Raw genomic sequence first — 19,325 nt, forward strand, 5'->3', positions numbered from 1 at the left:
CCGACGCTACTCCTCGCGCCGTGCCCGGTCGCCGGCAACGAGGTCGTCGAGGCCGGGCTGGAAGTCAGGCGAAGCAGTCCGCGATCCGCGGCCGCCACCGCGACGAGAGAGCGCTGCGAGCCACGGCGGTGTCACGACCGTGGTGCCGATGACCATCAGCATCACCGCCCCGAAATGCTCGGACGTGAGCGCACCGGTCGCCAGCCCCATCTGGGCAAAGATCAATCCGACCTCGCCGCGCGGCACCATCGCGGCGCCGATCAGCGCGTGCCGAACCGGCAGCCAGAACGGGGCATAGCCCGCGACGAACTTCCCCACGATCCCGATCACCAGGAGCAGGCCGCCGAGCTGCAGCGCCGCCGGCTGCATCATCGCCGCGACGTCCACCGACGCGCCGACGGAGGCGAAGAAGATCGGCACGAAGAAGTGCCCCAGTCCGGTCGTGGCCTCTTCGATCGTGTGACGCTGCTTCGTCTCGTGCAGGATCAGCCCCGCGGCGAAGGCGCCGATGATCATCGCCGACCCGGCCAGGCCGGCGGCCGCCGCAAGGGCGAGCGCGAACGCGAGGGCGAGCGCGCCGGTGGCACCGCTGACGTGCAGGCGTGAGATCGTGGCGAAGAGTCGCGGCGCGACGAGTCGGCCGGCGAGCAACGCGACGACCAGGAAGCCGACGGCCACACCGCCGGTCTTCAGGGCGCTCGCGGTGGTGACCACGCCCCCCTCGGCGAGCGTGGCGACGATCGCAAGGATGACCAGCCCGACAACGTCATCAAGCACGGCGGCGCCGAGGACGGTCTTCCCCTCCGTGGTCTCGAGCTCGCCAAGGTCACCAAGAATGCGCGCCGAAATCCCGATCGAGGTGGCGGTGAGCGCTGCGGCACAGACGACCGAGGGCAGCATCGGCAGTCCGAGGGCCGTGGTCACGAGGTAGCCCGCAGCGAAGGGGAGCACGACGCCGATGGTCCCGACCGATGCTGCGGCCGGCCCCACCTTGAGCAGCGAGGCGAGATCGGTATGCAGCCCGATCTGGAAGAGGAGGATGACGACACCGAATTCGGCGATCATCGCCAGCATCGGATCGCCAGGGGTCACCAGGCCAAGCAGCGACGGCCCGACGAGGATGCCGGCCAGGAGTTCGCCGAGGACGGCTGGTTGGCCGACGCGCATCGCGACCCAGCCCCCGAGGCGCGCCACCGTGACCAGGGCGGCGAGGACCAGGAAGAGTCCGGTCACGGCATGTCCATCGGCGGATGGAGCCGTCGAGAAGAGTCCGAGTACGATCATACCCCCAAGGTACACTCCCGAATGGAACCCTTGCACCATGGCATTACACTTCGAAACGCGCCACGCGGTGCGTCGAGGAGATTGCGATGAGCAGGGATCAGAGTTGGTTGGAACGGACCTTGTACGGGACCGGCACGCCGTCGCCCTTGGCGCGGCTGCTCGCGAAGCACGAGGGGCTCGCCTGGGCCAGCGTCGCGGGGCTGCTGCTCTTCACCAGCTGGATCGTCGAGCGGACCGCGATCTTCGCGCCGTGGGTCGCCCTCGTCGGGTACGGCCTCGTCGGCGTGATTGGCGGCCGCCAGCCGGTGCTGCACTTGGTGCGCGCGCTGCGTCGCGGCGCCTTCCACCTCGACATCGACTTCCTGATGGTCGTCGCCGCGATCGGGGCGGCCAGCGTCGGCGCGTGGGCGGAAGGTGCCTTCCTGCTCTTTCTCTTTGCGCTGGCGAATGCGCTGGAGGAATACGCCCTCGACCGCGCACGGTCGGCGATCCGCAATCTGGCCGATCTGGCACCGGCGCAGGCGCGCCTGCTGCGCGACGGGGTCGAAGTGGAGATCCCGGTCGAGCAGGTGCGCATCGGCGATGTGCTGGTCGTTCGTCCCGCCGAGCGGCTCCCGGCGGACGGCACGGTACGGACCGGCCGATCGGCCATCAACCAGGCGCCGATCACCGGCGAATCGGTGCCGGTGGAGAAGGAGCCCGGCGATGAGGTGTTTGCCGGCACGGTGAATGGTGACGGTGCGCTCGAGATCACCGCGACGCGCGCGGTCGGTGACCGGACACTCGACCGCGTCATCCGACTGGTCGAGGAAGCGCAGGCGGCGAAGGCACCGGTCCAGCGGATCACCGAACGGTTCGAACGGATCTTCGTGCCTGGCGTCGTGGTCGCCGACATCCTGCTGATCGTGGTGCCCGGACTGATGGGGTGGATGCCGTGGGGCGAGAGCCTCTATCGCGGCATGACGGTGCTGGTCGCCGCCTCGCCCTGCGCGATCGCCCTCGGCGCGCCGGCGGCGATGCTCGCCGGCATCGCGCAGGCGGCAAAGCACGGCATCCTGCTGAAGGGCGGCGCCTCGCTTGAGGCACTCGCCACCGTCCGCGCCGTCGCCTTCGACAAGACGGGCACGCTCACCATCGGGCGCCCCGAGGTGACCGACGTGACCCCGATGCCCGGCGTCACCGTCCCGGAGCTCCTCGGCATTGCAGCGGCGGTCGAAGCGCGGTCACAGCATCCGCTGGCCCAGGCGGTGGTGCGACGTGCGGCGGCGGACGGCGTGACGCTGCCCGCCGCCGGCGAGTTGCAGAGCATGACGGCGCGGGGTGTGCGCGCCGACGTCGCCGGCCTGCCCGTGCTGATCGGCAGTGCGCGGCTCTGGACGGACGACGGCGTCGCCTTCCCGGCCGAGATCACGGCGGCGTTGGCGGAGATGAGTGCCCGCGGCCGCAGCATGATGATCGTCCGCCACGGCGACCGCTGGCTCGGCGTGCTGGGGCTCCTCGATCCGCCGCGGCCGTCGGTCCACGCCACGCTGGAGCGACTGCGGGCGTTGCACCTCAAGCCGTTGGTGATGCTTACCGGCGACCACCGGGGTGTCGGCGAGGCGATCGGGCGGGAAGTGGGCGTCGACGAGGTGCGCGCCGACCTCCTTCCCGAGGACAAGGTCACCGCCATCCACGAGCTGATGGCCGCGCATGGCACAATGGTGATGGTGGGCGACGGCGTGAATGACGCGCCGGCACTCGCTGCGTCGACGGTGGGGATCGCGATGGGCGGCGCCGGCACCGCGGCCGCGCTCGAGACTGCCGACGCCGCCCTCATGGGTGACGATCTGGCCCGCCTCCCCTGGGCAATCGGTTTGGCCAGGGCCACGCGACGGATCGTCTTCCAGAATCTGGCGATCGCCGGCGGCGTCATGCTCGTCCTGCTGATCCTCGCGGCCAGCGGCATCCTCACCATTGGCCCCGCCGTGATCGGCCATGAGGGGAGCACGTTGGTGGTGATCGCGAATGCGCTGCGGTTGCTGGCGCATAGAGTAGCGAAGGGAAGATCGAACAGGGGATCGATGATCCCATCGCGTCACCCCTACCCCAGCCGCCCGCCGTCGACTCCACGCCCTCGTCGCCGCCTGGAAATTCGCCGCAACTGCCATGGCCGGTCCGCCACACGGTCCCGGCACGGCGGGAGGACGAGCCCGTGACGCTTCGAGTCGGGCGGCCGCGCGCAGCACTGCGACGGCGGAATCGGGGAGGCCACTCCCCTGCAGGAAGAGGGCGCGCGCCTGCGGCTCGATCAACTGGAGTTCGACCGACTGCGGGTTGGCCTTTCGAAGGGCGGCGAGTGCTCGGCTTCCTTCCGGACTTCGACGGTGAAGCCATGATTCCACGCGTCGACCGCCCACGCCAGCAGGGTCAAGGGATGCGAGGTCATTTCCGCCGTGCGTTCGCCCCACGGGACTTGGTCGAAGAGCCCGACGGTGAACTGCCAGTCGAGTTCGATCTCCTTCTTCCGGCGCCGCTGCTCCAGCGATGCGTCGGCGGGCAGGAGTCGAGTCTGCTGCTGCAACCAGCGGATGGACTCCTTCCACTGGCCCTGCTGCACGCGGGCGTACTGCTCCGTGACCCCATCCTGGGCAGTCGCGGGAGCGGCGAGGAGCAGCAGGATACGGAAGTGCCCCGAGGAGGGGCCAGCGGGGTGATCGCATCCGGAATCCAGGGCAGGGGGTTCCGGAATATCGGCCTTGGTACCGATCGCCGCTACGCTTCCCCTCGCCCCCCTCCCCGGCGATCCTTCCTGCATCCCGTTCCGTGCGAGGCCCGCATGCCCCAGTTGGGCGAGACCATTCGTGCCGCAGTCATCGACTCCCCCAATGCGCCGGTCCGCGTCGTCAACTTCGGCGCGCCGACATTGGCACCGGGGTCGGCGCTCTTGCGCACCTCCTACTCGGAAGTGTGCGGCACCGATGTGCACATCTGGCGGGGCCGCATGCCGGGGGTGCCGTTCCCGATCATTCCCGGGCACGTCAGCGTCGGCGTCCTCGCCGCGGTGAGTGGCAAGCTGCTCGACATCCACGGCGCGCGCTTCAAGGAAGGCGACCTGGTCACCTTTCTCGACGTCCATGGGACCTGCGGCAACTGCTGGTATTGCCTCGTCGCGAAGCAGACCACGCGCTGCCCGCATCGGCGCGTCTACGGCATCACCTACGGCGTCGACGACGGCCTGCTCGGCGGATGGTCCGAGGCGATCTGGATGAAGCCCGGCCTCAAGATGATTCGCATCCCGACCGGCCTCCGGCCGGAGACCTTCATCGGGGGCGGCTGCGGCCTGGTGACCGCAGTGCACGTGATGGACCGCGCTGATGTGCAGCTCGGGCAGACGGTCGTGGTGCTTGGCGTCGGTCCGGTGGGGCAGTCGATCATCGCCCTGTCGGCACAGGCCGGCGCCGGGCAGGTGATCGGCATCGGTGAACCGGTCGATCGGCTGGCCTACGCCAAGCGGATGGGGGCGACGCATGTGATCGGACTCGACTTGCCGCCCGCCGATCGGGTGGCCGAAGTTCGCCGGATGACCCAAGGCCGCGGCGCGGACATCGTGATCGAGGCGACCGGTGCGCCGGCGGCAGTCACGCAGGCACTCGACCTGGTGCGCGATGGCGGCCGCGTGGTGGTCTGTGGCCAGTATTCCGACCACGGCGACACCCCGATCAATCCGCATCGGCAGATCAATCGCACCCACGTGGAGATCCGCGGGGTCTGGGGTTCCGACTACTCGCATTTCCATCGGGCCGTCGAATTCGCCACGCACTGGGGTGACCGCATCCCCTGGGCCGAACAGGTCTCGGGCCGCTATCCGCTCGAGCGGGTGCAGGAGGCACTCGAAGCGGTCGAACAGCGCCGCGTGCTCAAGGCACTGGTGGTGCCGGGCGCCTCGGCGTGACCTCAGCTGACCATTCCCGCCCTGCCACCGAAGCGCTCGCGGCATGGTTCCTCGGACCCGGCGGCGAGAACGCTGCGGAGCTCGAACAGCTGGCCGCCGAGGCCATCCGCGACCACGTCGACTGGCGGCGTGCGTTCCACCCGGAAGACGGTGCCGTCCTCTCGCCCGAGCGAATCGCCGCGCCAGGCGCTGAAGCCGCGCGCACCCTCTTGGCCCGTGAGTTCCGCTCGCTGCTGGTCGCACTCAAGCGCGATGTCCCCTTCTACAGCGGGCGCTACCTCGGGCACATGCTCGGTGAGCAGACGCTGGCCGCGCAGCTGGGCTATCTCGCGGCGATGCTCTACAACCCGAACAACGTCGCGGCCGAAGTGTCGCCAGTCACCACGCGGCTGGAAGTGGAGGTGGCCGAACAGCTCGCGGCGATGATTGGCTATCCCGCCGGCGCGTCGTGGGGCCACCTCACCTCCGGCGGGACGATCGCGAACTTCGAGGCGCTGTGGATCGCGCGGAGCATCCGCTATCACGGCGTGGCGCTGGCGCTGGCTGCGGCCGGCGCCGCCGTTTCGCTGATGGTTCGCCTGCCGGACGGCACGCGTCGCGACCTGCGGGACCTTTCGCTCTGGCAGCTGCTCAATCTCGAACCGACCGAAACGCTCGATGCCGACCGTGAACTGCATCGGCTGCTTCCACCGGCCGAGGCGCGTGCGGCGCTCGACGCGCATTCGCTCGCCACGATCGGCTATCAGGACTACGCGCGCCAGCTCTCGAGTGCGTACGGCGATGCCCTGGCGCCAGGTGTCGTGCTGGTGGCCTCGACGGCGCACTACTCCTGGGAGAAGATCACCCGGGCGCTTGGCATCGGCGGGCACTGCATGCTGGCGGTGCCGGTTGATGCGCACGCGCGGATGGACCCGGCCGCGCTTTGGAGCATCCTGCAGGAGTGCGCGGCCACGCGAACGCCGGTGCTGGCGCTCGTGAGTGTCTGCGGCAGCACGGAGGAAGGGGCGGTCGACCAGCTCGACCAGATCGCCGAGGTGCGTGCTCGCGCCGCCCACGACCTGGGCCTCACCTTTCACTGGCACGCCGACGCCTGCTTCGGAGGCTACGCCGCCTCGGTGACGCGCGCGGCCGATGGCACGCGGCGGAGCGGCACAACGATCCGCGCTGCGACCGGGATCTCATGGCCCTCGGATGCCTGGGTCGCCGCGATGACGGCGCTCGAACAGACCGACTCGGTCACCATCGATCCGCACAAGCTCGGCTACATCCCCTATCCGGCCGGGGCGTTCCTCCTCCGCGATCGACGCGCGCGCGCCCTCGTCGCGATCGACCCGCCCTACCTCTCCCAACCGACCCACGACGCGCGCGACGACGAGCGATTCCTCGGTCGCTGGATACTCGAGGGGTCAAAGCCGGGGGCGGCGGCGGCTGCGGTGTGGCTGTCCCATCGTGTGGTGCCACTCGACGAGCGGGGGTATGGCACCATCATCGCACGCGCCGTCGCCGGCGCACACCGATTGCACGAGGCGCTCGAGGTGCCCGGCGCCGTGCGACTGTCCGTGCCCGACCTTTCGGTGGTCAACTGGGTGATGACGAGCCCAGTGGTGCACGGCATCGAGGCGCTCAACGCGATGAACGAATCGGTCTACCGCCAGCTGTCGCCGGGTGACGAGACGCCGAACTACTACATCACGCGGACGCGGCTCGCCTCACCCTCGGCCGACGGGATTGTCCTGCCGTTGCTGGGGGCGCTGGGCGTGTCGGACGCCGAGTGGCGACGCCACGGCCTGGTCGTGCTGCGAGCGGTGGTGATGACGCCGTACCTCGTCGATCCGCCGGGAACGGCCGATCACTGCGCCGGGCTGGTCGCCGCGCTGCGGGCAGCCACCCTGCGCGCGGCGGCCGAAGTCAGCTGAAGAGCGGGCGCGGCTCGCTGGGCCCGACGCCGAGCCAGGCGCAGATGACCGGGTAAAGGTCAACGGTGCGGAGTGGACCGGACGGGAGCGGCCGGTTCGACCACGCCGGGGTCAGCATGTGGCCGGCGATCAACGAGCCGTGCCCGGATTTGTGCTCCGGATATTCCCATGCCTCGCGGAAGTCCCACCCCTCGGCGGCTGCGATCACGAGGTCGCCGGTGCGCGGCGCCTGGAATTGATCGAGCAGCGAGACCGGCCCATCGGGAAAGGGGCCGTCGATCGTGCGCGCCAACCACTCGCGATGATCATGCGTCGCATCGGCGCCGATCACCAGGGGATCACCGCTCTCGCGCGTGTAATGAATCGCCTCGCCGTCGCGGCGGAGCGTCGCCTCGCCAGCCGCCGAGGCCACCCGTACGCCACCGCCCGGTTCCGCACCCGCCACCAGTGCAATCCCCGCCTCGGCAGTGAGTGACGCGACCGCGTCGCCGGCGATGCCGAGGGCGCCCGGGGTGCGGAGCATCGAGAGTGGATGCCGTGCCGCGCGTGGGACGTTGGGTGTGGCGTAGACGGCGGCCTGCGCGTTGCCCGCCACCATCACCGCGACCTGCGGGTCCCGAGTCCAGAGGACCGGATGCGCCAGCGTCCGCGCGCCACGCTTCCGGAACCAGGTGGCAAGGTCGAGGTGGTGGTGCACCGGGGCCGCGCCGTGGTCGCTCACGATCATGATCAGCGTGTCGTCGAGCCGGCCGAGGGCACGCAGCCGCTCGGTGAGCGCGCCGATGGTGGCGTCGACCTTTCGGAGCGAGTCGAGCACGCGGGGCGCGTCGGGGGTGGCGGCGTGGGTGTGGCCATCGACGGCGGGGAACTGCGCAAAGCAGAACCGCCAATCGCCGCCCGCCTGTGCCAGCAATTCGGCGGCGACCGCGTCGTCGCCCGGCTGGTGGTTCTCGGTGTAGTGCGAGATGGTCCCCCAGAACTTCCGAGCGCCCTGGATCCTGTCGGCCTCCGTCGGGAGGCCGCGGGTGATCATCGAGAAGATCGCGATGCTCTCCGGCACCAGCTCGAAGATCGTGGCCACGTCGGGCGCGATGTCGCGATTCAGGTGCCCCGCCTGCCAGCCGCAGTAGCTGCGCACCGCGTCGCGGTCGGCCCACCAGCGGCCGGTATAGGCCTCGCGATCGAGCCAGCGAATGGACGGGACGTTGCAGCGCCCGGGCAACGCGCCGGTCAGGAAGGGGAGATAGGCCACGCTGGTCGTGGATGGGAAAGCCGTGGCCGCACGCGACCGCGTGCCACCCGCCGTCAGGGCGGCAAGGTGCGGCAGGTGGCCCGCGGCGAGTTCGCGCTCGGCGACATCGGCCCGGAGGCCATCGATCAGGAGGAGGAGGACGCGTTTCACGGCGGGCATTTTAACGCGAGAAGCGAGCAGCGAGAAGCGAGAGCGGAGTCGTAAGTCGGTCGTAGGTCGAGGGGCAGGGGCCGGGCCCGGGTATACTCCAGCACCCCCCTGACACAGGATGTTGCATGGCGCCTGACCCCCCGATCGTGGAACGTCCGACCGACTCGGCGCGATGGGTCCGTGGCGGCCCCCGCGCCGTGCGTCGGTTCTGGCACTCCCTCGGGCCGGGGCTGGTGACGGGCGCGGCCGACGACGATCCGTCGGGGATCGCCACCTACTCCATCGCCGGCGCCCGCTACGGCACCTCGCTGCTCTGGATGTCGCTGCTCACCTGGCCGCTGATGGCAGCCGTGCAGACGATGTGCGCGCGGATCGGCATGGTGACCGGGCACGGACTGGCGGCGGCCCTGCAGCAGAAGTTCTCCCGCTCGGTGCTGCTGGTGATGTGCGTCGGGTTGATGATCGCCAACACCATCAACATCGGCGCCGATCTCGCCGGGATGGCCGACGCCGCCGAGCTGATCACCGGGGTCAATTCCCACCTGATGGTGGTCGTCTTCGGCGGCCTGATTGCCTGGGCAACGGTGCAACTGCGGTACGCGGTCTTCGCGCGCGTGCTCAAGTGGCTCGCCCTGGTGCTCGGCGTCTACATCATCGCCGCGATCGATCTCAAGCCGGTCTGGAGCTCCGTGCTCCACGACACCTTCTTCCCCTCCGGCCTGCGCTCGCGCGAGGCCTGGTCGACGGTCGTCGCGATCCTCGGCACCACGATCTCCCCCTACCTCTTCTTCTGGCAGGCCAGTCAGGAGGTCGAGGAGGAAAAGGCCGCGGGCAAGGTGACGGAAGAAGCCCGGCGGGGCGCGACCGAGGCGCAACTCCACGCCCGGAAGCTCGACGTCGGCTTCGGCACCTTCTTCTCGAACCTCGCGATGTTCTTCATCATCCTGACGACGGCACTGACGCTGCACAAGGCGGGCATCACCGAACTGGCGACCGGTGCCGAAGTGGCGAAGGCGCTCGAGCCACTCGCCGGGCGCTTCTCGTCCTGGCTGTACGCCATCGGCGTGATCGGCACCGGCGCCTTGGCGATTCCCACACTGGCCGGCTCGGCGGCGTATGCCTTCGCCGAGACGCTTGGCTGGCAGCAGGGAATGGACGAACAGTTCAAACGCGCCAAGCCGTTCTACGCCGTGATCGTCGTCTCGCTCCTGATCGGGGTACTGCTCGACTTCGCCGACATCTCGCCCGTCAAGGCGCTGTACTGGACCGCCGTCCTCAACGGGGTGCTGGCGCCCTTTCTCCTCACGGCGATCCTCATGGTCGCGGGCAACAAGGCCATCATGCAGGGGCAGCCGTCGTCGCGGCTCGGGATGGTGACGGTGGGCGTGACGACGGTGGTGATGTTCGGGGCGGCGATTGCGATGTTTGCGACGGGATAGTCGATGATCGATGATCGATGATCGATGATCGATGGTCGAGTGGCGGGAACGGGGAGAGAGTGTTCGGTAACGAACCGTGGCTGATCGATCATCGATCATCGCCCATCGATCATCGAGAACCAGGAGAGTAGATTTCCGCATGCGCTCTCTTTGGTCCGACTCCGACGCCGCTCGCTGCCAGACGCCGCTCGATTTCCGGGTCCATTCCTCCCGATTGCTGGGGCAGGATCCCGCCCTGGTGCTGCACGGCGGCGGCAACACCTCCGTGAAGGACACGGTCCCCGATCTCTTCGGCGACGAGGTCCCGGTCCTCCATATCAAGGGGAGTGGCTGGGACCTCGCGACCATCGAGGCCGCCGGCTTCGCGCCGGTGCGTCTCGACGTGCTGCAGCGGATGGCGGACCTTCCCGTTCTCTCCGATACCGACATGGTGCGTGCGCAGCGCGCGGCGATGCTCGACCCGGGCGCACCGACGCCCTCGGTCGAGGCGATTCTCCACGCCATCATCCCCTTCACGTACGTCGACCACACCCACGCCGACGCGGTGGTGGCGGTGAGCAACTCACCGGGCGGCGAGGCCGCGATCCGCGCCATCTATGGTCCTCGCGTGCTGGTGGTGCCGTACGTGATGCCGGGCTTCGTGCTCGCGCGCGCCGTGCGGGAGATGACCAAGGTGACTGACTGGAGCGCGGTCGACGGGATCGTCCTCCTCAACCACGGCGTCTTCTCCTTCGGCGATGACGCCAAGAGCAGCTATGAGCGGATGATCGGGCTGGTCACCCGCGCGGAGGAGTACCTCGCGTCGAAGGGTGCGTCGCTGGCACCGCCGAGCACGGCGCAGGGGGCCGCGCCAGGTCACGACGAGATGCTGCGCCTTGCCGCGCTGCGGCGCGCGGTTGGCCTCGCCAAGGGCACGCCGGTGATCGCCGCGCTCGACCGCGCCGACGATTCCGTCGCCTTCGCGTCACGGCCGGACGCGGCCCAGGTCGCCACGCGCGGCCCGCTCACGCCGGACCACGTCATTCGCACCAAGCCGCTGGCGCTGGTGGCGAGTGGCGACTGGGAGACGGCACTCGCCGAATACGCCGAGTGGTACCGCGCCTACTTTGGCCGCCATGCGACGCCGGAGCTCACGTGCCTCGATCCGGCGCCGCGCTGGATCCTCTGGCCCGGCGTCGGTTTCGTGGCCATCGGCGCCTCGGTGAAGGACGCCGCGATCGTGACTGACCTCGCCAGGCACACCGCCCGCGCCATCACTTGGGGTGAGCAGCTGGGCGGCTGGACGCCACTCCCCGAGGCCGACCTCTTCGCCGTCGAGTACTGGGAGCTCGAACAGGCCAAGCTGCGGCAGGGTGGCGCGCCGCCGTCGATGCAGGGGAAGGTGGCGCTGGTGACCGGAGCGGCGAGCGGGATCGGGCGCGCCGTGGCGCTGGCGCTGCACGCGCAGGGGGCGGCGGTGCTGGCGACCGACATCAATCCCGAGGTGACGGCGCTCTCGCGCGGCGGATCACTGGTGGGGTGGGTGGCCGATGCGACCGACGCGGCCGCGATGGCAAGTGCGATCGCGGAATGTGTCCGCCGCTTCGGCGGCCTCGACCACGTGGTGAGCAACGCGGGGGTCTTTGCGGCGGGGGCGCGGATCGAGCAGCTCGACGACGCGCGCTGGGCCGAGAGTCTGCAGCTCAACCTGACCAGCCACATGACGCTGCTCCGGAGCGCCGTGCCGTTCCTGCGTCATGGCTTCGATCCGAGCGTGGTGATCGTCGGGTCGAAGAATGTCCCCGCGCCCGGCCCTGGCGCGGCGGCCTATTCCGTGGCCAAGGCCGGGCTCGCCCAGCTGGCGCGGGTTGCCGCCCTCGAGCTGGGCACGGACGGCATCCGCATCAACACCGTGCACCCGCATCTGGTGGTCGACACCGCGCTTTGGACCCCCGAGGTGCTGGCGGCGCGGGCAGAGTCCTACGGCCTCACCACCGAGGACTACATCCGCAACAACCTCCTCGGCGTCGAGATCACCACGCGCGACGTCTCGAACGCGGTGTTGGCGCTCCTCGGGCCGACCTTCGCGAAGACGACCGGCGCACAGATTCCGATTGACGGCGGCAGCGATCGCGTGGTGTAGTCAGGCGCGCTCTGGAAAGAGCCCCAGCAACCCGGCTTCCGACGCGGGGCAGACGCCGCGTTCGGTGATCAGCGCGGTGACGAGGCGGGCCGGCGTGACGTCGAAGCCGGGGTTGTGCGCCGCCACACCGGGGAGGGAATGCACCTCGCCCGGGTCGCGTTCCTCGATCACGATGCGCATCCCGTCCCGGGTCTCCCAATCGATGCTCGACGACGGTGCCGCCACGTAGAACGGGATGCCGTTGTCGTGTGCCGCGAGCGCCTTCAGGTAGGTCCCGATCTTGTTGGCGACGTCACCGGTGCGCGTGGTGCGGTCGGTCCCCACGATGCAGGCGTCGACCTTCCCCTTGCCGCATCAGCAATCCGCCGGCGTTGTCGACGATCACCGTGTGCGGCATGCCGTGCTGCCCCAGCTCCCACGCCGTCAGGTAGCCCTGATTGCGCGGGCGGGTCTCGTCGACCCAGACATGGAGCGGAATGCCGGCGTCGTGGGCGCGGTAGATCGGGCCGAGGGCGGTGCCCCAATCGATGGTGGCGAGCCAGCCGGCGTTGCAGTGGGTGAGGAGTTGCAGCGGCCGTTCGGGATGCTGCGCCCAGAGGGCACGGAGCAGCGGCTCGCCGTGCGCCGCCATCGCCGCACACGCCGCCACGTCGTCGTCCGCCATCTGGGCTGCCGCCTGATAGGCCGCCTCGACGCGCTCGGCAGGGGCGAGGGGGCGCAGCAGTGCCACCATCCGGTCGAGCGCCCAGCGGAGGTTCACCGCGGTGGGGCGGGTGGCGAGCAGCGTGGTGGCCGCGGCGTCGAGGGCAGCATCGGACGGATCGGCGTGCATCGCCAGCGCGATGCCGTACGCGCCGGCCACACCGATCAATGGCGCGCCGCGGAGCTGCATGCTCCGGATCGCGTGGGCCATTGCGTCCAGTGTGTCGAGGCGGAGCACGACGAAGTCGTGCGGGAGGCGCGTCTGGTCGATGATCTCGACCCCGCGTCCATCGGGGGCAATCCAGAGGGTGCGGGTCGGTTGGCCTGCGACGTTCACGGACGGCTCCGGGGCGGGGCGGGGTGCCGGAGAATAACCCCGGCATTCCGTGGCCGCCGTCGCGCGCTATACTCCACTCCATCCCCGCCTCGTGGAGCCTGCCATGTCACCACTCTCCTTCGCCGGTCGTTCAGCCGCCATACTGCTGATGGTCGGCTGTGCCTCGCCCGAAGCCGAAGCCGGCGTCGACAGCGCCGCCGCGGCCGCGGCGCATGCCGACTCCCTCGCAAAGGTCGCTGTGGTCGAGGCGGCGGCGCTGCGCGACTCCGCCCAGGCCACACTCGCCACGCTGCTGAAGAACCCGGCGACCGCCGTCTTCGACAGCGTAGTGGTGATGCAGCCGCCGGCCGTCGGCGACCGTCTCCCGCCGATGGTGGTCTGCGGTCAGATCAACGGGAAGCCCGGGATCGGCGGCCGTTCCACGCCGACCCGCTTCGTCTATCAGACCAAGTTCGCGCTCTTCGTGGAAGAGGCGGCGAACCGGCAGGCGTTCGCGGACCTCGTCGGGCGGACCTGCGGCGCAACCGGCGCGCGTGTCGTGGTGCCGTAACCGCTGTCATCTGGCACTCCCTACCTCGATCCCCGGGGCCGCAAAGGGTCGAGATGATAGTCTACGGCGGATCTGGCGGTGGTTGCTGCGTCCCTCGCCATCCCCGGGGCGCCGCTCGCGGCCCAGACCACCATGTCCGCGGGGGCGTTGCAGCTCTCCGTGAACCGCCAGGGAACCCTCACCGCGCTCCGCAACAACGCAACCAAGACCGACTACCTGGCGCCATCCCAGCCGGCGCCGTTGCTGACGCTGGTGAGCGGCGGCCGCCGCCTCCTCCCGACCGCGATGTCGGTGTCTCAGAGCCGCACCGGCAAGCTGCTCACCCTCCAGTACGCCACGACCGGCGTGCGGATCGTGGTACGCGCCAGGGAGACGCCGACCCACCTCGCGCTCGACATTGTCAGTGCGCTGCCCGCCGCAAAGGTGGACGCCGTCGTCTGGGGGCCGTACCCCACCACGATCACCAAGACTGTCGGCGAGGTGATCGGCGTGGTGCGCGACGGCTCGGTCGCCGTCGGCCTGCAGGTGCTGAACGCGAAGACCCTCGGCGGCGACCTCCCCAACAACGAAGGGAGCACCTGGGCGCGCGGCATTGCCGCGACTGCGTACCCGTGGGGGAGCACCATCCAGGCATACGCGATCAACCGCGCCCGCGAGCGCCGGGTCGATGCCTGGGGTGGCACGCGCAAGAACATGCCGGTCCCCCCGATTCCTGGCGAGACGGTGGTCGGCAGCAGCATCGCGCTCTTCACGGCGGCCGAGTCGGAGACGCTCGATCGGCTGGAGCGGATTGGAGTGGCGGAGGGGCTGCCGCATCCCACGATTGACGGCGTGTGGTTCCCGAAGTCGGCGCTGTTCGGGCGGTCGTACCTGATCTCGTCCTTCGGCGAGGGTGAGGTCGACGAAATGCTCGGCTACACCAAGCGCGCGGGGCTCTATTCGCTCTACCACGAGGGCCCCTTCAAGAGCTGGGGGCACTTCGTGTTGTCGGAGAGCCAGTTTCCGAATGGCCGAGCCGGGATGCGGGTCGCGGCCGAGAAGGCGCACGCGGCCGGACTGCACCTCGGGGTGCACACGCTGACCAACTTCATCAACACCAACGACCCGTACGTGACGCCGGTGCCTGACGACCGGCTCTCGCTCACCGGATCGTCGAAGCTCGTGCAGGCGGTGGATGCCGTGCAGCGCGAGATCGAGGTCGCCTCGCCGGAGTATTTCAACGAGGAGAAGGAGAATCATCTCCACACCGTCAAGATCGGGCACGAGCTGATCAGGTACCGCACCGTCACCGCCGCGGCACCGTACCGCCTGCTCGACGCCCAACGGGGTGCGTTCGGCACCACGGCCTCGGCGCACGCAGCGGGCGAGTCAGTCGGCAAGCTCTTCGATCACAGCTACAACGTCTTCTTCCCGAACTTCGCCATGCAGCGCGAGGTGGCCAGCAACCTCGCCGACTTCCTCAACGAGACCGGCGTCGATCACATTGACTTCGACGGACACGAGGGTGGCCTCGCCTCGGGGCAGGGGGACTACGCGGTCGGGCTCTTCGCCGAGGATGTTCTCAAGCAGGTCAAGCACGACCTGATCAACGGCACCAGCATCAGCAAGACCTTCTACTGGCGCATCGGGTCGTACTACAACTGGGGTGAGCCGTGGTACGGCGGGTTCAAGGAGAGCATGCAGCAGTACCGCATCGACAACCAGGGGTTGTTCGACCGGAACTACATGCCGCACATGCTCGGCTGGTACCTCCTGACCGACAAGACGACGTTGCCGGAGATGGAGTGGATGCTCGCTCGGGCGGCCGGGTACAGCGCGGGCTTCGCGATGGTGGCGCGGCCGCCGGCGTTGCGTGCCAACGCGCTCACGCCGGTCCTGCTCGACGCCATCCGCGAATGGGAGGCGGCCAGGACCAGCGGGGCGTTCGACAGCGCGCAGCGGGAGCGGCTCAAGGATCCGAAGAACGAGTTCCACCTGGAGCGGACCGCCCCGGGGGCATGGACCGTGGCGCAGTATCTCGTGTCGCCGCTCTTCGTGCGCACCAAGGTGGAGCGGCAGCCGGGCGAGCCGACGCAGACGACGTGGGACGTGTCGCAGCCGTGGGGGGAGCAGCGGTTGCAGTTCCGCCTCTCACTGGCAGGCAAGACGGCGACGGCGAAGAACTTCCGGTTGCAGATCGACCGCGCCGTCGAGGTGGTGATCCCGGTGGAGCTGCAGGGCGGCGAGAGCCTGGTCTGTGATGGCTCGACGACGATCCGGGTGTATGACGCTGGTGGCCGGCCGAAGACGACGTTCACGTTGGCGGCACTCCCACCGATGGTGGCTCAGGGGGCGCACACGGTGACGCTCGATTCGGACTTCGGTGGCGACGAGCCGCCGAGAATCGAGGTGCAGTTCAAGGGGCTGGGGAAGGAGGAGGCGATCCGGGCGAGACGGTAGTTGGGGACCGCCTGTCGATCGGGGCTCGGCGAGCGCCGGTCAGGGACCGGCCACGCCCGCCGTCGTGAGCGTCCACGCCTGCCCGCCCACGGTGATCGTGTCCCCACTCCGAGTCACGGGAAGCGGTGGCCCGATCTGGACCACCGACCACAGGACGGGTGCGGCGGTGTTGGCCCGGGTCTGCCACCCGACTTCACTTGCGCGGATGGCGGGGCAAGGGCTGCCCCAGAGCGTGGCCTCGTCATACGTCGCCGTCTGGATCGGTTGGTCTGGCAACAACTCCACCTGCACGGCCTGCCCTCCCACGGTCGCCCACGTCAGCAGGTTCCCGTGCACATTCGGCGGCACCGGCGAGTGCCAAATCGTCCACGGCAAGCCGTTGGCGTCGTTGATCCATGCCTGGTGCGGAGACGAGCTGTGCGTGGTCGGGCGGTAGCGATCAAAACGTGGAAGGGTTCTCGGATCATCCATGTCCACCGTGTCGCGGGTAATGACCACGGTCGTCGCGCCGACTGTCCCTGCCACAGAGGTGCGCCCCGCGTACCGAATGAACGGCGGTGGAGGCAGGTAGTAGTTGGACGCGTACGGTGACCCACCGGTCACGCCAGCGATGGCAATCCATCCGGAGCCACTCGTGGTCCACGTCATCCGGCGATTGAACATCGCCCCGAGCCCGGCCAGCGAGAGTCCATTTGATGTGGTGACGCGGGCGACTTCCACGCCGTAGCCGAGCGGGTGTGTCAGCGCCCACTCGCCATTCTTGTACACCTGCGCGTCAAAGAGATGGTCGTACTGGTGATCCTCAAACGTGTTGTTGAACGCGGCGAGCCAGAGTGTCTGCGTTGGCTGCCTGGAGTAGATCATCCCGTGCCCGTTCGCCACCCAATCCCCAAACAGCGGGGACGCCACCGGGGCGTAGGGATCGAAGAAAAGGAGCGCCCGCGCCCACGGTTCCGCCGACCCGTTGCCCGTCCAGCCGTATTTGGCGGCGAGGTCGCGGATCAGCGAGTGCAGGAAGGGATCTTTCGTGACCCCTTGCACACCGAGATACAGCGTCATGCGCTTGAACAGTCGCCCCGTTTGGTCGCGGGGGTCCTGTTCGTCGCCGTGCTGAACCCACTGTCTCAGGTCGCCGGTCGTGGACGCGATGTGGTAGCGCGCAAGGTCCGCCACGGGGAACTCGGGGAAGTGATTGACCCCGGTTGCGGACTTGACCACCTCGACGCCGATCAGCGCGAGCATCGCGGTCCCCATGTCGTAGGCGAAGGACTCCCCAAGCGCCCCGCCTTCCATGGCGTCGAAGTACCCGCCAATCGTGTTGCGGTAGGTGCTACGATCGAAACCCGTGCGGACCAGGCCACCCGCCACCATGACATCGGCACTGTCGCCCGTCGCATAGGCATAGGCCACGCGCCCGAAGTAGCACCCGATCGCCTGGTCGCCGTCCTCCATCCGGACTGTCCGGCAGACACTCTTCCACGAGTCAAGCCGGGATCGCATCGTGGCGCATTGACTGGGCGTCGCCACGCCACCCGCACAGAGCCAGTCGTACGTGACGGCTTTCTCGACGAAGTCCTCGCGGATCGCGTTGAGTGATACGCCTGATGTCGTCGCGAGCCATGTCCCCACGGCCTTCCTGCCCGCCACGCTATCGCGAGTGGCCATGAACCACCAGGCACACCAGAGGCCACCGTCCCCATAGCGATTTGCCTGGCAGTTGGCATCGGCAAGTCTCGCCAGTGGGTGGCCCTCCGCCACCATCCGTTGCCACGTCGCCAGACGCGCGGGGGTCACGAGCAGGCGCGCCGACATGACCGGCGGCGGCACAACGATCGTATCCATCGCGGGGACCACCACCGCCGTATCCACCACCGCCGAATCCACCGGAGGCTGGTCAACCAGGGTATCGATCGGTTGGGGTGGAATGACCGAATCCACCACCGCCGGCGCCGGGTTGGGTGTCATCGTTGGGGTCGCATCGCAACCGACCAGCCCGGTCGGGGTCGCGATGGCAACGATGAGGGCGAATCTGAGACAGGCCACACTCGGCAAGTGATGCTCCACAGGCAGCGGCGAGTTCAAGACGAAATCAAGCACCCGAAACCTAGTGCACGTCCGCCCCATTACAGCGAATCCCGCCAGATCAACGAGCAACGACGACCAGAGGGGCCTGCGTCCACTCAGTAGTATCGGTCGGGTTGCTCGGCGGCGGACCTGCCAGCGGGATGTCGGAGGCTTGCGTTCCAGAGTTGTACGCCGCTTCGGCGCACCTGATTCTGCACTCCTCAACGATTCCGAACGAAAACCAGAATCCCCGCCAGACGAAAGTCGTGGCGGGGATTCGTGTTATCTCATGGGCCCGGCGCGATTCGAACGCGCGACCTCTTGCTCCGGAGGCAAGCGCTCTATCCAGCTGAGCTACGGACCCCTTTGTTCTAGTCGGGGCGAGAGGATTTGAACCTCCGGCCTCCTGCTCCCGAAGCAGGCGCGCTAACCGGGCTGCGCTACGCCCCGAATACTCTGTTGGTGCCGACGGACGGCACCGCACTGCATGGGCCCAAAGGGAGTCGAACCCCTAACCTTCTGATCCGTAGTCAGATGCTCTATCCAGTTGAGCTATGGACCCCTACCCCTGCAACTGCAACTCGAATCCATGGGCGGTACAAGACTCGAACTTGTGACCTCCACGATGTCAACGTGGCGCTCTAACCAACTGAGCTAACCGCCCGATCACAACAACGGGCAGACGACCCTGGGGCCGACTGCCCGTCGCCGTCCTGCATGGCGGGGGTGGGATTTGAACCCACGACCTCCGGGTTATGAGCCCGGCGAGCTACCAGACTGCTCCACCCCGCGACGTTTTCTCTGCTCAGAGCGGGAAACGGGACTCGAACCCGCGACCCCAACCTTGGCAAGGTTGTGCTCTACCAACTGAGCTATTCCCGCAACTTCCCGATCAAGGGAGGCCCAACCTACCCGGCCCCTCGACTCTACGCAACCGGTCGACCTTCCAACCGGTCGTGGGAGTGGAGGCGAGGGGAATCGAACCCCTGACCTCTACAATGCCATTGTAGCGCTCTCCCAACTGAGCTACGCCCCCCATTACCTTTGCGCCCCGGTTCACCATCCCGACGGGCCCTCGGTAGCACGAGAAGCTATCCGGCGCCGACGGGAGTGTCAAGGAAACCCGGGGCGTTCAT

11 protein-coding genes, 7 tRNA genes and 1 pseudogene are annotated in these 19,325 nt (G+C 68.7%); 7 read left to right on the forward strand and 12 right to left on the reverse strand.

Translation table 11 applies throughout. The annotated features are described in order from the left end of the window. Positions 1-6 precede the first annotated feature (6 nt). Complete coding sequence (locus IPG05_02420) at positions 7-1,284, reverse strand: cation:proton antiporter (protein ID MBK6493955.1); 1,278 nt, start codon at positions 1,282-1,284, stop codon at positions 7-9. Here IPG05_02420 and cadA point away from each other — a divergent pair. Next, a complete protein-coding gene (cadA, locus tag IPG05_02425; protein ID MBK6493956.1) occupies positions 1,251-3,482 on the forward strand; it encodes a cadmium-translocating P-type ATPase in 2,232 nt (743 codons plus the stop codon). The two genes, IPG05_02420 and cadA, sit on opposite strands and share 34 nt — an antisense overlap. 92 nt (positions 3,483-3,574) lie before the next feature. Here cadA and IPG05_02430 read toward each other — a convergent pair whose 3' ends face one another. Continuing rightward, entirely contained in the window at positions 3,575-3,883 is a 309-nt protein-coding gene (locus IPG05_02430) for a hypothetical protein (GenBank protein MBK6493957.1), read from the reverse strand. Positions 3,884-4,102: 219 nt separating this feature from the next. Between IPG05_02430 and IPG05_02435 the strand changes: the two genes are divergently transcribed. After that, on the forward strand, positions 4,103-5,218 hold the full coding sequence (locus IPG05_02435) for a zinc-binding dehydrogenase (GenBank protein MBK6493958.1): 1,116 nt from the start codon (positions 4,103-4,105) through the stop codon (positions 5,216-5,218). After that, positions 5,215-7,134, forward strand: coding sequence for a hypothetical protein (locus IPG05_02440; protein ID MBK6493959.1), 1,920 nt, complete (start codon positions 5,215-5,217; stop codon positions 7,132-7,134). Before IPG05_02435 ends, IPG05_02440 begins: the two co-directional genes overlap by 4 nt. Here the strand turns inward: IPG05_02440 and IPG05_02445 are convergent. Then, positions 7,127-8,545 carry an alkaline phosphatase family protein gene (locus IPG05_02445; GenBank protein MBK6493960.1) on the reverse strand — a complete coding sequence of 473 codons (1,419 nt, stop codon included), beginning with the start codon at positions 8,543-8,545 and terminating at the stop codon, positions 7,127-7,129. The genes IPG05_02440 and IPG05_02445 overlap by 8 nt on opposite strands. 116 nt (positions 8,546-8,661) lie before the next feature. Between IPG05_02445 and IPG05_02450 the strand changes: the two genes are divergently transcribed. Then, a complete protein-coding gene (locus IPG05_02450; protein MBK6493961.1) occupies positions 8,662-9,975 on the forward strand; it encodes a divalent metal cation transporter in 1,314 nt (437 codons plus the stop codon). A gap of 139 nt (positions 9,976-10,114) precedes the next feature. Continuing rightward, complete coding sequence (locus tag IPG05_02455; protein MBK6493962.1) at positions 10,115-12,097, forward strand: bifunctional aldolase/short-chain dehydrogenase; 1,983 nt, start codon at positions 10,115-10,117, stop codon at positions 12,095-12,097. Here the strand turns inward: IPG05_02455 and mtnA are convergent. Beyond that, positions 12,098-13,136, reverse strand: a pseudogene (mtnA, locus tag IPG05_02460) (S-methyl-5-thioribose-1-phosphate isomerase). A gap of 103 nt (positions 13,137-13,239) precedes the next feature. Between mtnA and IPG05_02465 the strand changes: the two are divergent. Together IPG05_02465 and IPG05_02470 are read left to right on the forward strand one after the other, a co-directional pair. Continuing rightward, positions 13,240-13,686: a hypothetical protein gene (locus IPG05_02465; protein ID MBK6493963.1), complete on the forward strand. Its 447-nt coding sequence runs from the start codon at positions 13,240-13,242 to the stop codon at positions 13,684-13,686. 78 nt (positions 13,687-13,764) lie between these two features. Next, positions 13,765-16,125, forward strand: coding sequence for a hypothetical protein (locus IPG05_02470; protein ID MBK6493964.1), 2,361 nt, complete (start codon positions 13,765-13,767; stop codon positions 16,123-16,125). 39 nt (positions 16,126-16,164) lie between these two features. On the opposite strand, the gene IPG05_02475 is transcribed toward IPG05_02470, so the two are convergent. The 8 genes from IPG05_02475 to IPG05_02510 form a co-directional block, all read right to left on the reverse strand. Beyond that, on the reverse strand, positions 16,165-18,090 hold the full coding sequence (locus tag IPG05_02475) for a hypothetical protein (protein ID MBK6493965.1): 1,926 nt from the start codon (positions 18,088-18,090) through the stop codon (positions 16,165-16,167). A 389-nt stretch (positions 18,091-18,479) separates the two neighbouring features. Continuing rightward, a tRNA-Arg gene (locus IPG05_02480) sits at positions 18,480-18,553 on the reverse strand. A gap of 11 nt (positions 18,554-18,564) precedes the next feature. Continuing rightward, positions 18,565-18,639, reverse strand: a tRNA-Pro gene (locus IPG05_02485). A gap of 38 nt (positions 18,640-18,677) precedes the next feature. Continuing rightward, positions 18,678-18,751: transfer RNA gene (locus IPG05_02490), tRNA-Arg, on the reverse strand. Between the two features lie 28 nt (positions 18,752-18,779). Next, positions 18,780-18,853: transfer RNA gene (locus IPG05_02495), tRNA-Val, on the reverse strand. Between the two features lie 54 nt (positions 18,854-18,907). Next, a tRNA-Met gene (locus IPG05_02500) sits at positions 18,908-18,981 on the reverse strand. A 17-nt stretch (positions 18,982-18,998) separates the two neighbouring features. Continuing rightward, positions 18,999-19,071, reverse strand: a tRNA-Gly gene (locus IPG05_02505). A gap of 81 nt (positions 19,072-19,152) precedes the next feature. Further along, positions 19,153-19,225 (reverse strand) — tRNA-Ala (locus IPG05_02510). Positions 19,226-19,325 lie beyond the last annotated feature (100 nt).

The sequence above is a fragment of the Gemmatimonadota bacterium genome (assembly GCA_016704275.1).
GTDB lineage: Bacteria > Gemmatimonadota > Gemmatimonadetes > Gemmatimonadales > GWC2-71-9 > Palsa-1233.